This is a genomic window from Methylomonas sp. (assembly GCF_023228165.1).
Classification (GTDB): domain Bacteria; phylum Pseudomonadota; class Gammaproteobacteria; order Methylococcales; family Methylomonadaceae; genus Methylomonas.
Genome location: NZ_JALOBS010000041.1, coordinates 21510 through 36647 on the forward strand (window position 1 = coordinate 21510; position 15138 = coordinate 36647).

Genomic DNA, 15138 nt, shown 5'->3' on the forward strand with positions numbered 1-15138 from the left:
GATGCAAATGGATTTAAATTTTTTACAAAATTCACTTAGAGAAAGCCTGACTCAATTTCATCTCTCTCCAACAATTCGTTATAAAAACATTGCGTTTTCCAGCAAAAAACTTTCTGATTTAGATGATGTAACGCAAACATTAAGGAGCTTATTACCTGGGTATTCTGTGTGGCAAAATCCTGGTAGACAAGGTGCTCCAAAGTCTATTTCTAGTCGACAAACACTGTTACATTGCATTTCCGATATTCAGCAGGAAGGTGTCATTATTCATCAGCCTGAACAATGGTCAAGTCACTGGCCTTTATTGGAAAAACAGGCTTTTTGGTCTGCACTTGGCATGTGGCAAAGTCAAATAAATGTCGTATTAGTGTTTGCTGAAAGTGATGAATTTCAGCAGATTAATAACGCATACTTTAAGCCCAAATTAATTGATGGTTTGACTATCTCTGTTTGGTGTCCAATGCGTGCCGAACAATAAACAATCATAAAGTAAATAACTCGAGTATGGTGCAATTCTCGTTTTATGGGGACTTTTCCCTGCCTATGTAATCAGTTTACTGCTTAGCCAAATGAATTAACGAACTACGGCCAAGATTTCGACAAGGAATAAGAATGAATTTACACGATGTCATCCAAATCAATTCAGAATACACCAGCGCGGCAATCGTATTAGTACAAGGCATTTCAGATAATGCACTAGTTGCTCATTACACGCCAACACATGCATCGATTCAGGTTTTTGAACATTTCTGCCGGGCGGTGTTGCCAGATGCTACCCAAGAACAGCGCGCACTTAATTTGTATGGAAGCTATGGTTCAGGAAAAAGCCACCTGGCCGTTGTTTTAGCGCAATTGTTGCGGGATGGTGCGAATACTCCCGGATTTTCCCAGTTAATTAATCGGTTACAGCAAGCAGGTAAAACTACATTAGCAGAAAAACTAAAAACTACTTTTTTACCTAATAGTGATATTGAAGCTAGGCCTTATTTGTTAGTCTCGTTGTATGCATCAGGGACTACCTCCTTAGGTGCTAAATTGATGGAAGGTTTGTTCGATGCACTACAACGAGAACGCAAACTAGACATAAAGGAAATATTACCTTCTACCGAATATGAGGTTTGTGTTAAACGATTCGAGGAGATGATTGGCGAGAACGCTGCATTCGAAAATGCGGACTTATCGCAATGGAATTTGGATCAAACTGATTTTTTGGCCACCGAAGATTTATTGACGAGCTTAAAGAGCCATCAACCATCAGCGTTAGAAGTATTTTTACAGTGGCACAAGGCCGTTTGTTTTGGACAGCCGTTTGATATAACACAGGCTGGTGGAAAGAATTATATCGAGGCGTATTTGGAGGCAGGAAAAAATCTTGCTGAAAAATATCATTACGGTGGCATCGTAGTCTTATGGGATGAGTTTGGCAACGCATTAGAAGACTTAATCGGTAATCCATCGAGGAACGCGGGACAAGAAATTATATCCCTACAGAACTACGTAGAACGTGTTTGCGCGCCGGATAAAGGCCACACAATATTTGTCGGCGTCACTCATGTCTCTTTTCAAGAATATGGTGATAGGACGCATGCATCAGAAGTAGTAAAAGAAGGATTAGAGAAAATATCAGGCCGTTTCAATAAAACTTTCAAAATCGAGCTAAATGCCTCAGAAAAAGATGGTTATCATTTATTGGGCATGCAAAAAAATTGGTCAGATTCAGGGCGTAAGTTATTGAGTCATGATCAACCGTCGAAAGCAAAATTACTCGAAGTTTGTCGACGCTTGCCATTATTCCAACCATTACATGAACACTTAGAGCTGGTTTTCGAAGATGTCTATCCTCTACATCCAGTAATGGCGGTAGGACTATTCAATCTATCGAAGCTGGCACAGGCAAATCGAACTGCGCTGACTTTTTTTCGTGATAATGCCGGTGAAATATTGAATACTGAATTAACTGATTCAATATTGTGGCAAAAGGAATTAGTGCGCTTGCCTAAGTTGCTCGATTATTATTCCGACAATTTAAAAAAAGTTGCTGGCGCAAATTGGAGGCGCTATGAGCAGGCACTTAATCAGGTCAACGGCGAAAACTCTAATGAAATTAAGGCTAGGAAAGATATATTAAGTATATTACTTTTATCGCAATTGTTAGGAGAAAGCTTTAAAGCGAGCGACGAGCTGCTAGCTTGCACACTTTACGATGCGTTTTCAAATACCCCCGCTTCTGAGGAGTTAAATCAACATTTAGCTTGGCTCAAAGGTGCCGGATTAATCTGGAAAAACAATGTGACTCATTTTTGGACTCTTGCCGGGGAGGGAGGGGTTGATGTTGACGCTTTAATTGAAAATAAAACCGCGATTTTTTCTGGCCGGAGTTACGAATATTTATTGGAAAACTATCCCGCTATGCAAGAGGATGTGTTGCCTGTATTGGGCGACCATGATTTGGAACCCTCTCCTTGCGGAATTATCCGTTCGTATTCTGTCAGTATATTATCCCTTCCTTTTAGCATTGAACAGGTAAAATTGAAAAATAAGTTGTTATCTGCCCGAGTTTTTCTAGTATTAGCTAATAACTTGGGAGACGTTCAATTTACAAAGGCGAGAATTCAGGAAATGGCTAAGCGTAGCCTTTATTTCTGGATTCCAGCTCATGGCATAGAAAATGAAAAAATTGTCGAAAACGAAGCAACCTATGATCTTAGTGAATTGTTTTGTAGATATTTAGCGATCAATGAACAACTAAGGCAAGGATCGGCATTGTCTGAAGATTTACGCAGGCAATTAGAAGCGAAATGGGAAAGTACGCGCCAATTAATTAAACTCGTTTTGCAAAACCTATATGGTCGTTCAGGACTAGAGTCGGCCAAATGCCATATTTATCAAGCCGGTTTTGTCGAACCTTTACCTTGTAAAAGTTGGCATGCTTTCAAAGAATTGCTCAATAGTGAGATAAATGGTTTGTATCCTAAGGAAGTGCCGATACGTGCCATGAATATGAACGTTTTGAGAGATGAAAAATATTCTGGTAGTAGTAAAGTCGTCAATTTGGTCAAAAGAATTATTGAATTTGACGAAAATCCAGCTTATCAAAGTGATTTGTTGGGTGAAAACAAAGAGACAAGTGAGCCCGCAGCGCTGGTAGATGGGATTTTAGGGGCGAATAATTTATTTATCCAAAGGCCTAACAGGTGGGATATAAAAAACATAGACGAAACTGAAGGAAAGTTAAAAGAGTTATTGCAATTATTGCATGATGCTTTTCTTAAAAAACGCGATAACCCTTATGCTGTTAGTGATTTAAGAAATAAGCTGATAGCTGAACCATATGGACTGCCATCATGCACCTTACCATTATTTTCAGCAGTTGCAATTCGTCACGAAACCAAGCGTTTGCGATGGGGAAGCACTAAAGAAACTATTTTTGCGAAGAACTTAGTAGATGCTTTTACTGAAGATAGTAAATTAACAGTTAGGTTATTCGAGTTTTCTAAAAAACAATTTGCAATGTTGTTTATTACGGGAAAATGTTTGCGAGTTGATCAGATAGAGGGGCAGTCATCGGAAGAGTATGCAAGTTTATGTGCTTCAAAAATAAGAGAGTTTGTCAATAGCAAGCCTGAAGGTGTAAAAAACTCTAATAAACTAGATATAAAAACTCAAGAGTTAATTAAATTTCTCAACTTAGTTGGTCAAAGCACCCAAGATTTAGCAGATTTTTTAATAAATTTGTTAAATGTTAAAAGCTATCTTCCAGATAGTAACGTAAAGGCTGTGATGGAGGCCGTTCAAAGGTTATTAGATGACTTTTTGAAGGTGGAAAATGCAAAATTATTAGAAATAAAGCAGTGTTGGTTTAGCCATTTTCCAGATAAGGCTAATGATAGACAGTTGATTATCTCTCGCTTGAGGAAAATAGGTACGCGCCCTGCAAATCAGTTGTTAACAATGCTTGAGCAGTCGAGTACCGCGGAAGATATGGGATCTAAAGATGTAATCTATCGGTTACTTAGTAAACGCTTTGACGACTGTAATGACACCGATATTGGTCGCTGTGTTAATACTATTGAAATGTTGTTTGATCAGGCTAAGCACTTAAGTCCAGAAAATTCGCCTATTTATCCAATTTCGCCAATACCAGATCCGGCTGCTCCATATATTCCTCCTGATGGTATTGCTACACCAAAGCCATCACCCGGTAATGAAAATGTGACTCCTGAGGTGGCTAAAGCGCATATTCAGAATGTTTTAAGCTCATTAGATTTGTCTAAAATCCAGATTATTCAAGTGCTGGAAACCTTGTTAAAGGATTATAAGGATTAGTTCAATGGCTGTTATGTTAGTTATTGATACATACCAGATTGATACAGAGCAGGCTGCTGTCGCGGAAAATAACGTGCCAGCAATCGAGCAACTTAGACAAAAGATTAGCCAACATTTAAAAGATGGTGATGAGCACTTATTGAGAGTTCGGTTTAAAAGCAAGGCATTATATGAACGCTTTAAGGATTTTGAGGGCTTAGATAATGTATTACCTACTCAACAATTGCTTCCGCGTTCGATTTATCGAGACCTAGTTGATGAGGTACTACCCGAGTGGTTAAGTAATAGACTAATTGTCCACCTAAACTTGATTAGAACTCATGAAGATGGAGATAAGAGTTGTTCGTTGATCGATAGAGTTATAACAGCCTGTGGCAAAAATTTACTAAGCCAAGACTTTTCATTTTTTATCGAAGCATTAAATGAACAGCCAGCCGAATTCTGGCATTTGTTGTCGGTGCCAGAAATAAAAGAACGATTTCTTGATCATTTTCGTTTTGCCTTTAATTTTTCGGAAGAATTAGCCCGTCTCTTTCTACAAAAAATTTCGGAGGGCAGTCGAGTAAAAGATTTTTTTGTTTTGCTGGCTTACGAACAACACCAGGAAATATTAAGAAAAAAACTTGCCCACTTTTGTTTTAGTGTGTCATTGCCACCAAAATCATTAGCAAGCCTTTTATTACAGCTTCCCTTATTAGACTTATTAGAGCAAGACGCTAAAGAATTGCCAACTAAATGTATAAAAGCACTAGAAGAGTTGGCGCGCAATGTTGATAAAGGTAACGCACAAGCTCGTGATATGGCGGATTTGATTTTTGCGCCTTGGCCCACGCTAATAAACAAAGTAGCAGAATTAGCATCGAGAAATGGACAGTTGATTTGCGCTGAGCTTGTCGACCAATTAAATTCTCTTCATACTGAGCAAGCTAGGCAATTAGCCATTGTATTTGATAACAAGTTAAATCTTAGCCAGTTATCAGCATTATCCGGGGACGCTACAACTGACGATGTGATGCGTTGGAGTGATGGCTATTTTGAATTAATCAGACAGCAATTCTTATCTTTACAACCAGTTAACGAAGAACTTAATTTAAGTTTTAGCGAATGGTTAATTAAGCAATCCGCTCGCGTAGCTCGTTCGGATTCAGACTGGAGACAATGTTCAAAACGTGTGGAAAGCTATCTGCGGGAAGGTTATTTAGTCGTAATCTGTGTAATCGATGCTTTATCTGCTTTGAACCAAGACTTGTTGTTAGAAAGTGCTGCTCAATTAGAGCATTTAGAATTGAAAAGTGAGCTGCTGTTTTCCCCTTTGCCGACATTGACCGAAGTCGGGAAAATGGCAATAGTGACAGGTTTGCCAACAAGTCAGTTGCCGAGTGATCAGGAAGCAGCTATAAGACATCGATATCAAGCGTATTTGCCCGAGGAGAAATCCTTAAAGGTATTAAAAAGTTGGCAACCAGGATCTGATCATCTAGATGAGAATACAAATCTAGTTGTATTTTTCGAAAACAGAATTGATGAGCGTCTACACGATTGTGTCGATTTTGAAAAGCATAGAAAGGATATCGTGCCCATTTTAAAGCAAACGATGACAAAAATTGATAGTTGGAAAAAGGATGCCGGTTATTTGAATAGAGATATTGTTTGCTTTATTACTGCAGATCATGGAATGACAGTTGTTAAATCGGAATATAAAGGCGAAGCATTCGGGGAAGTTAAAGAGCGTGTCTTTAAAGTGAAAAATCCAACTTCGGATAACGCTCAAGGCTTTGTTTTTATTCCGCACGGTGCTGAGAGCGGATACTTAGTACCAAAACAACGCATTAGATTAAATGGAAACGCTTTATTGACGCATGGGGGGATCACTCCAGAAGAAGTATTAGTCCCGTTTTTAACTTTATCATCTAAGCAGCCCGAAGTATTTAAAATGCCGTTGGAGCTAGCAACGCTAAGCGACAAATGCCAGAGAATTTCAGATAAATCTTGGCAGATCAGTCTAGAATTGTCCGCTGGCATTAATGTAAAAAATATTAATTTAAAGCTCGAATCTCCCTTAACTGGAGAAGAATCGATATCTGCAATTTCTGCCGGGACAAGTCAAAAATTGATATTGGCGTTTTCTGCGCTAACTGAACAATCTGGCTTAACTGAGATAACAATTCATCTTAGTTACGATAGAGAAGGAGCCCATGAGATTAATACCAAACAAATTTCCTGTATTTTTCCTGCCCCATTGTTAGAAAAAGATGCTGCAACCCAGGGCTTCGAGGATATGTTTAACTAATGAATAAAGAGAAGTTGGATTCCAAGATCCGAGACATTTTTTGCGAATTAACGATCGATAAAGCTCTAGTGAGAAAGTTGAAGGTGCGTGAACAACGTACGATTCCAACTTTTGTTGAAGAGTGGTTGATTTCGAGATTTCAACAACCTGACAAATCCGACGGTGATGTTTATAAAGATATTACCAATTTTATGAGTAATCATTTGCCAGCGAAGACTGAAAAGGAAAAAATCAAGTACCGATTACAGTTGAATGAATCCGTTGTATTACTTGATCGTTTTGAGGCTCGGATTGATATCACTAGAGATAGGAAGTTGTTAAGCATCCCGTGCCTTGATGAAAGGAACGCCCATGTCGCGCAAGACGTTTTGGAAAAAAACCAAACCTTGTTAGAAGGTGGACAATGGGGAGCAGGAAGATTATCAATTCGACCAGAGGGAAATAACAAGGTTATCGAGCTAGTTGAATTCCACCCAATGCAATCAGGGTCAGTGCGCCTAGAGCATCTAATAAATGCTCGGCAGGAATTCTCGACCCGAGAGTGGATTGCGCTGTTGATGAGAACTATGGGATATGAACCATCGGCTTATACAGAGGAGCAGCAAAATCATGTGTTATTGCGTTTGCTGCCATTGGTCCAGATCAATTTAAATATGATGGAACTTGCGCCAAAAGGAACTGGTAAGTCGTTCATTTATTCGAATTTAAGTCGGTATGTTTGGTTAAATAGTGGCGGCGCCCTTACGCAAGCTCAATTATTTATGAATCTCAACACCAAGGAAGTTGGTCTGTTGGGAAAATATGATCTTCTAGTATTGGACGAAGGACAGTCAATTAATTTCAAGGGTGCCGATGATATTCATGCAAAATTCAAGGATTATTTAGAATCCGGTCAATATAGTATTGGACGGGAAAAGATCACTAGCGAGTGCGGACTAATTATTTTGGCGAATATTGATTTGTATGATGGTAAGCCGCGTCAAGCCGATTACATCAAAAATTTACCCGAAATGTTTCACGATGATGCATTGCTTGATCGTTTTCACGGCATCATCCCTGGATGGGAAATACCAAGGTTTACTACGGAGTCAGCGGCACAAGGTTATGGCATAAAAGCAGACGTATTTGGCCAATACCTACATCAATTGAGGACCGTTAGTCATGTTGACTTTCCATTTGGAGATTGTCCTGAATTAAAAGGCGATAGTCGCGACGTTAAAGCGGTTACAAGGTTGGCGTCAGCATTATCCAAGTTGTTGTTGTTAAACCCGGGTCATCCAGAATATGAGGATTATGTATTGAATCCGGCCATCGAGCTTAGGCAAAGGGTAAGAGGACAACTAGCAGAATTGAACCCACATGAATTTAAGCCGCACGTTAATATTTACAAGAACGATTAATAACGAATAAATGGAATGGCGTGGTTCTCCTTGCAAAGCTGATCTTTGGACAAGTTTATTGTCGTTTTCGCGGAACTTGGCGGCCTGAATCAGTCACGATCAAATCTACATATTCCCTTTTCTGTTCCGGCCCATAACTAACGTGAATGGGCCTATTCACGCCATAAAAGTACAGTCGATCATAAGGCGTATTCTCGGCAATCCAATCGGCGACTTCCCGCATATTTTCATCGTCGACGATGAAGTCAACCGCAGCCCCAAGCCTCGGACAAATGTGGTTTTTCTTAGTATTTACTTCATGCGCGGCATGTTGATCGAGTTTAGGCGCCACGCGTTTGTTAATGTGCTTACCCAGTTCATGTGAACAAAAACCGTAGGTCAGCCTGACCATGCCAAAATAATCAATCACAGGGTCGAGTATATTGAGCGCTAGATCGTATAGCGCATTATAGCTATCGGCTTGTTTGGGGAGATTAGGTACACCCGTTGCTTGTTGAGTTTCTCCACATTCGATGAGTTGTCTATATGTCAGATAGCTTCCACACGACTCATCGAGATCCGGTATTAAACGACTACGAATCAGTTCAAAGCCATCAACTTCCCAGCGAGCGTGGGCTAAAGTTTGCCGAAACTCTTCGGGTTTTGGACCGTAACCACTCAAGTCAAATAGGTTTAATGCTTGCAACTGTTCATCAAAATTAAGTTGTTCAGCGTAATGCGGGTATTCCTCGTTAATGAACCGTGATTTTAGATAGAGATTAGTTGGTTCGAATTCTTCCCCGTATTCGTATAGATCGAACGTTTGCTCTCTCAGATTGATTTTGACCCGTTCCAATAAGCGTGGAATGGGTTGATTTTCAAACTCGTCGTAGCGCATCAAGCTTAATTTGCCGGACTGAATATGGATTTTGATTAAATCCGTTTGTTCGATATCGCCATACAAAATCGTGGCGCAGCCGATATAAATCCGCAGTAAAGCAGGCAGTTCCTGAACCATACTGGTGTGCAGATGCAGAGCCTCGCCTTCATCCAGAAATCCCAGTCCTTGCTCTGTCGCCAGTTGACATGCTTCAGCAATAAGCTCGGCATTACTAATCTGGAATAAAATCGATCGAGCCGTCTCTATGGCATTTTGGTAATCGCCGAAAAAGGCTTTAATGTCTCTTTGCAGTCCAATTTCTAAGTGTTTGTAGGGTTTGCGTCTTGAAAAGGCCTGTAACGCAAAATAGGTGATTAAATCTTCGATTTTGCTTTGTCGAGCTTGTTCAAACAACGCTTCTTCATTGTTATCCAGTGCAAAGCGAATGGCTTTGCTGATACTGCCAAAGGCTTCTGTGAGTTCAATCAGCGCATCGATTTCCGATTTGTCGGGTATCCGCCCAAGTTCCAGGATTTTTTGCCACAATGGGTCGATAAGGTGTTTGTACGTCAAATACTTCTTCTCATTTCGAGACAGTTTTGGCTCAGACGACGAAATAGGTCTATGCGATAGGCGTAAAACGTTGCGTTTGCTTCGTTGCCGGCCGAGCAGAAAACGCTGTTCGGCATCTGGATTTTTAAAAACAAAAAAAATGCCGGGAGCGATAGGAATGGCGTCCGTTTCCAAGGTATCTGTTAAAAATTCTTTAAGCTCGCTTTGGGTAAAGTATTTTTGGAAGGTATTGCGCTGGGTAATGACACCATCGTTAAAAGCCTGGCCTTTAAATGCATTCTGGTTGAATAGCATGGCTGAAACCACTAAGACCTGGTTAGCCAGGTTATATGCCCCTATCAATGCTTCCAATCTTTCCTGATAGTTTTCGATGACATTGATCACAAAGCCTAGATTAACAATATCAGCAGCTTGCTTAGGTAGGTCTGGTGCGTAATGCGGGTCCCAGCCGGACACTGGAATAGCATTTTCTGATAGATTGCGTATGTCGTCGCCTTTGCCGCAACCGTAATCGAATACGGTTAATGAGCCGTCTAAAAATCCGTGACGTGCCAAGCATTGCATCGGCGCAGATAAATTACTGCGGGAAAGCGCTGTGAGATGCCGGGAAATGCTTGTGCTTTCAGACGATTCAAACGTCAGGCTGTCAGTAGACTCATCGTTGCCAATTGGCACAAATTGGTAATCGATGATTTGAAAGCCCTTGTCGCGTATTAATGCATCCCAGGCTTGTTTGAAGCCGATTTTTATGGGATTTTCGAATAAGCCTAGCTGCTCGGCGGTCTCGGTTAATTGCTTGAATTGTTCGGTGTTTGGTGTATCGCGGCCGAGTAATAATTCCTTGCGGTGTAAGATGGGCGGATTTAACGATGTTTGATAACTACGTTTTTCGACTTTTTGCTGGGTAAGGTCGATACGAAAACTCGTTTCTAAAGCAGGAAATGGCTCGTCGAAGAAATTGGGATAACACATTAACGACAGCATGTTCGATTTGCCATCGTATTTCACGACATTGTAATCATGGTTCGGTTTTAAATTGGCTAACGCCTCGGCGGCCTTGATAGTCTGTTGTACTTCGCTCTTTTGCGATTCGGTTAGGCTGCAATGCCAATAAACGTTGTTTAGTACTTTCTTGCCAAGCATGGGGTTATATCCTGTCGCCAATTAATCCAATGCCAGTTCCCTTAAGCGGGTGACTTCTTCAACGATGCGTTGTCCAGCCCAGGCGATTTCTTCGATGGAAGTGTAACGTCCAAAACTTATCCGGACTGCACCGTAAAGCCTGTCCCCTTCAATGCCCATTGACCTTAAAACGTGCGACGCTTCGACCGCGCCACTGTTACAGGCCGATCCTGACGATATTGCAATCTCGTCTCTAAGTGCAATGATCAACGAGTCGGCACTGACCTGTTCAAAGCTGAAGTTAATGATATTGGGTAGCTTGTACTCTTGATCACCGTTGAAATATACGCCGTCTAGCTTGTTCAGTTGCTTGGTTAAAGCGTGTTGTAACGCTACAGCGTGTGCGTAATCGGCTTCCCGGGTGTCGTTGGCTAATTCAAATGCGGTTGCCATGCCGGCGATTTGATGAGTGGGCAGTGTTCCCGGCCTTAATCCGTGCTCTTGTCCTCCACCATGCAGCAATGGAGCGAGATAGATCTTTTTTCGATTTCTAACAAACAAGCAGCCTATGCCTTTCGGGCCATAAAACTTGTGTCCTGAGAGCGAAAGCAAATCGATGGGAGTTTCGGCTAAATCAAGTGGCAGCTTGCCGGCGCTTTGGGCGGCGTCGACATGAAAAAACACGTCTTCTTGTTCAAGGGCTTTTGCAATTTGATCAATATTTTGGATGTAACCAGTTTCGTTGTTGATATGCATGAGCGATACCAGAATAGTCTCAGTCGTTATCGCTGAGAGCACTTGATCAAGACTGATTTTGCCTTCTATATCAGGGCGCAGGTAGGTAACACTAAAACCGATCGACTCAAGATACTTGCAGGTGTCTAATACGGCCTTGTGTTCACTTGCCGAGGTGATGATATGTTTTCCCTTGTGCTGATAACCGAGTGCGATGCCTTTGATGGCTAGGTTGTTGGATTCTGTTGCGCCGGATGTGAATATCAAATCGCTGGGCTTACAGTTCAGGCAGGTCGCCAAGTTTGTTCTGGAGTTTTCCACCAATTCATTGGCGCGTTCACCAAAACTGTGTTGTAACGACGCGGGGTTTGCGAAGTTATCGTCTAATGTCAGGCTGCTGCAGAGAGCTTTCACGGCCTCGGGTGCCATGGGAGTAGTCGCCGCATAGTCTAGGTAAATCTGATTTGCCAAGATAATTGGTGTGTTGTTGTAAGGAATAGGTCAATAATATATGTCTTCGCTTGGAATATGAAGTTATGCATATTTTTGAAGTGACTAATTACCTCTGTGAAAAAATGGTTGGGGACATCATTATATCTATAGTGATGTAAACTGATTATTGCAGGTTCAAAATTTTTATTAACTCAAAACAAATTCCAGTATGAACAAATCTGACCTCATCGACGCTATCGCCAGCCACACCAACTTGACCAAAGCCGACGCCGGCCGTGCCTTGGATGGCATTACCAACTCGATCCAAGCTGCACTGAAAGCCGGTGATTCCGTGGCGTTGGTGGGCTTCGGTACGTTCGAAGTGAAAGAGCGTGCCGAACGCACTGGCCGCAATCCGCGAACCGGCGAAGCGATTACAATTGCAGCGGCCAAACTGCCATCGTTCAAAGCCGGTAAAGGCTTGAAAGACGCGGTTCAGTAAGGTTTAGGCCGCGTTATTGCGGACCCATACCCCAGCCTTCCAGCTCAGACTGCCGTTTGACCGTAGGCACGTCCAGGTCGGTCATCCGGCCTTGGGTGCGGGTTAAGGTGTCTTGTCGGCCGCTGGAGGCTGCACCGTATTTCTGCGGATTGAGTCGGCTGCCGGTACCGGTGAGTTGATCCAGATTGAGCATGGACGCGGCATTGGCGGCGGACGGTAAATGCCCGGTCTGTGCCAGAATTGCAACCATTCGTCCAAATTGACCTGAGTCCAGTCCACGCGGTCCAGATCTGCGACTTTAATCCCGGTACAAGTTGGACTTTCCGGCGTACCAAAGTCCATGCCCAGCTGCGGTTTGATTTGTTCGTTGAGGATGCGTGCTAGCGGCGAGTTGTAGCAGCAGTAACTTTCCTTGCGCACCCAACACACGCCAGCCACCTTGCTTTCACAATAGGTGCCCAGATCCGTGCAGACTTTTAACTGCTTCTTGGCGGCGAGTTCGTATTCCGGCTCCTCGCAGGAATAGACGATCTGGATGATCATGATGATGATCATGACCACGGTATAAGCCGTCATCAAGGTGCTGAGCAGCTGCCCGGCAAACGCGGCACCGCCGCCAAGTTGCACACCACCGGACTGTGCGGCGGGTGTGAGATTGCCGGCCGCATCAAAGGCCGCCTTGCCGCCGGCGCTGAACAAGGCATTACCGGCGGCTTGACCAAAGGTCTGGCCGATCCATTCCGCCACGGATTTCATGAGTTCGCCTTTGAGTGAATCCAGTAGTCCCTTGGAGGCAATATCGCTGGTACTCAGCATGTCTGTACCGACCAAGTTATTGACGCCCGAAGCAAAATCCGCTTGAAAACTGTTCCAGGCATCGCCGGCTAACGTGAACGGGGTACGCATAGTTTCCCAGGCGCCTCGAATCGCCGAGGTACTGTCCATGGCCATTACCGCGCTGTCCATTTGACTAGTGGCGATCAATAAATCAATGTAACGTCCCAGCCCCATCGCACCCGAAGGCGTTTCGCAGCAATCGACCAAACTGAGTGCGCCGCCGACCATTTTGCAACTGGCCGGTTTACCTTGAAAGACCTGGCAGGTAGTCGGATCCTTTTGCTGCAGATCGGCGTTGGCGTAATCGCAATGCAAATCCATCGCCATTTGCTGGGCGCTATTCAATAACGCGACCGCCTTGCTGAAATCCTGGCTTTGAGTCCGATTCACGCTGATACAGTCTTCGCCCATGCAGCGGATCGGCCCGGCGCATTGCTGTTGGGTGTTGCTTTGAATGCCGGGAATGCCCACCGTTTGCCCGCAATCGTAGGTATCGACGCTGTCCCAGCAGGTGCCAGAAGCTAACACACTGGTACATTGGCTTTTGATAAAGGCGCAGCCCTGGGTTTCCAATGATTCACAGGTTTTGTTGAGCATACCATTCGCCGGTGGTTGCAAACAATGCGTGCCGGCGGTATCGGTCCAACATTGGCCGTACTGATTCAAATCGCAGTTTCCGGCGGCCTGGATAGCCATGCAGGTATTGCGAATCCCGGACGAACTGGCCACCGGGGCTTGGGCTAAATTTGCGCTGCAGACCATTACCTGTGACGTCGGATCAACATAACAACCTGACGCATTGGCCGGATCGTTGATGCAACTCAGTTGGCTGCCAGTCTGGCAAATGCCGTCGCTAATCGCATTGGCCAGATTCTGGCAATTCGGTCCGTTCCAGCTCCATGCGTCCTGGGTGATCAGTTTTGACAGGTCGTAGCGCAAGCGAATTCGGGCATAACCCTCGCCCATGCCTCCGACGATGGTGGTTTGCTGGAAGAGTTTGTGTCCGCTACTGGTAAAGGCATGACTGACATCCCGATTGGGATACTCCACCCAGCTTTGCCCCAACTCGCAAGCCCCCCAGCCGCTGGCACCGGTGTAAATCAGATTGCCACCGAAAAACAAGCGGGTTTGATCGTCGTATACCACATGCTCCAGACGCGCACTGGTAATGGCTTCGGGATGCAGTACGTTGTAGGTCACCTGCCAGGTAAATACCCCGCAACCGGCGGACCAATAATTGTCGCCCACCCGACCAATATACACATCCAGACAACCAGGGCCGCAACTCGACAAACCGCCAGTGCCCGACACAAACGTCAACAACGGCTCGACCCTGACTTCGTGCGTTGCCGTACAAGTTTGTGGTACCGTCGGTTGCCGCAGACACAACTGATAATCCGGCACGCGCACCGATTGCAGGGTGTCGGTTTGGGTCGTGGTGGTTGTGCAGTCTGAGAATGACTTTGCCCAGGGGGTGAAATCGGCAAACACCTGATCGCCGGCTTGCCAGATCGGATCGGCATGTAAGTCCGGGTGCGACTGGTGGGCATTGTCGATCAAAGTCCGATAGGCCTCGCCGGTCAAGCTGGTTTCGCCGTTCAATGCAGTCTGTGCGTCCAACCCGGCTGCGATCGTTCCGGGGTTGTTACCATAAAGGTTGGCAAAATCGCTGGTCGTGGTTGATGCGCTATTCGTATCCGGAAACAGCGTACCGATTGACATGGCGCTCTCCTGTGCCGTTCCCGGATTCAAGGTTAGCGTGCCATTGCCGGTATCGACCGGAAACGTAAAACCGCCGAGGACTTGCTGGCCCAGTTGTTGACCATCGCGCCCAGCTGCCTGAATCGCATCGGCCCATGAAACGCCAAACGGTGTCCAGGCCAGGGTCACACACAAAATTGCAGACAGCGTCTGCACAAACCCACGCTGTGGATCGAATATCTTCCGGGCACCCATCACAGCCCCACACAACAGTTTCTATTGGACGAAGGTGTCCACGAAACGCCTGCAACCCTTGCCACGCATGGGTTGCCGTAGTGAATGCCGGTTCTGAACTGTTCAC

8 protein-coding genes are annotated in these 15138 nt (G+C 44.2%); 5 read left to right on the forward strand and 3 right to left on the reverse strand.

The window, feature by feature from the left end:
• Positions 1–7 precede the first annotated feature (7 nt).
• From M0R33_RS21455 to brxL, 4 genes are all read left to right on the forward strand, one after another.
• Positions 8–478, forward strand: a complete 471-nt coding sequence (locus M0R33_RS21455) for a hypothetical protein (RefSeq protein WP_292574013.1) — start codon at positions 8–10, stop codon at positions 476–478.
• 134 nt (positions 479–612) lie between these two features.
• A complete protein-coding gene (locus M0R33_RS21460; RefSeq protein ID WP_292574014.1) occupies positions 613–4326 on the forward strand; it encodes a hypothetical protein in 3714 nt (1237 codons plus the stop codon).
• Positions 4327–4330: 4 nt separating this feature from the next.
• Entirely contained in the window at positions 4331–6616 is a 2286-nt protein-coding gene (locus tag M0R33_RS21465) for a hypothetical protein (RefSeq protein ID WP_292574015.1), read from the forward strand.
• Positions 6616–8016 (forward strand): BREX system Lon protease-like protein BrxL, encoded by a 1401-nt coding sequence (gene brxL / locus M0R33_RS21470; protein WP_292574016.1) that lies wholly within the window; start codon positions 6616–6618, stop codon positions 8014–8016. The genes M0R33_RS21465 and brxL overlap by 1 nt, the downstream gene beginning before the upstream one ends.
• A gap of 55 nt (positions 8017–8071) precedes the next feature.
• Here the strand turns inward: brxL and M0R33_RS21475 are convergent, their stop codons facing one another.
• The gene (locus tag M0R33_RS21475; protein WP_292574017.1) at positions 8072–10591 is read right to left on the reverse strand and encodes a DNA phosphorothioation-associated putative methyltransferase; all 2520 of its coding nucleotides are present in this window, start codon (positions 10589–10591) and stop codon (positions 8072–8074) included.
• Between the two features lie 21 nt (positions 10592–10612).
• The gene (locus tag M0R33_RS21480) at positions 10613–11776 is read right to left on the reverse strand and encodes a cysteine desulfurase family protein (protein ID WP_292574018.1); all 1164 of its coding nucleotides are present in this window, start codon (positions 11774–11776) and stop codon (positions 10613–10615) included.
• A gap of 190 nt (positions 11777–11966) precedes the next feature.
• On the opposite strand from M0R33_RS21480, the gene M0R33_RS21485 reads away from it, so the two are divergent.
• Entirely contained in the window at positions 11967–12239 is a 273-nt protein-coding gene (locus M0R33_RS21485; RefSeq protein ID WP_292574019.1) for an HU family DNA-binding protein, read from the forward strand.
• 102 nt (positions 12240–12341) lie between these two features.
• On the opposite strand, the gene traN is transcribed toward M0R33_RS21485, so the two are convergent.
• On the reverse strand, positions 12342–15032 hold the full coding sequence (traN, locus tag M0R33_RS21490; RefSeq protein WP_292574020.1) for a conjugal transfer protein TraN: 2691 nt from the start codon (positions 15030–15032) through the stop codon (positions 12342–12344).
• Positions 15033–15138 lie beyond the last annotated feature (106 nt).

Bases quoted from the DNA above. Each gene is read 5' to 3' on its own strand.
- M0R33_RS21455 (WP_292574013.1), top strand. From the start codon at position 8: ATGGATTTAAATTTTTTACAAAATTCACTTAGAGAAAGCCTGACTCAA.
- M0R33_RS21460 (WP_292574014.1), top strand. From the start codon at position 613: ATGAATTTACACGATGTCATCCAAATCAATTCAGAATACACCAGCGCG.
- M0R33_RS21465 (WP_292574015.1), top strand. From the start codon at position 4,331: ATGGCTGTTATGTTAGTTATTGATACATACCAGATTGATACAGAGCAG.
- brxL (WP_292574016.1), top strand. From the start codon at position 6,616: ATGAATAAAGAGAAGTTGGATTCCAAGATCCGAGACATTTTTTGCGAA.
- M0R33_RS21475 (WP_292574017.1), bottom strand. From the start codon at position 10,591: ATGCTTGGCAAGAAAGTACTAAACAACGTTTATTGGCATTGCAGCCTA.
- M0R33_RS21485 (WP_292574019.1), top strand. From the start codon at position 11,967: ATGAACAAATCTGACCTCATCGACGCTATCGCCAGCCACACCAACTTG.
- traN (WP_292574020.1), bottom strand. From the start codon at position 15,032: ATGGGTGCCCGGAAGATATTCGATCCACAGCGTGGGTTTGTGCAGACG.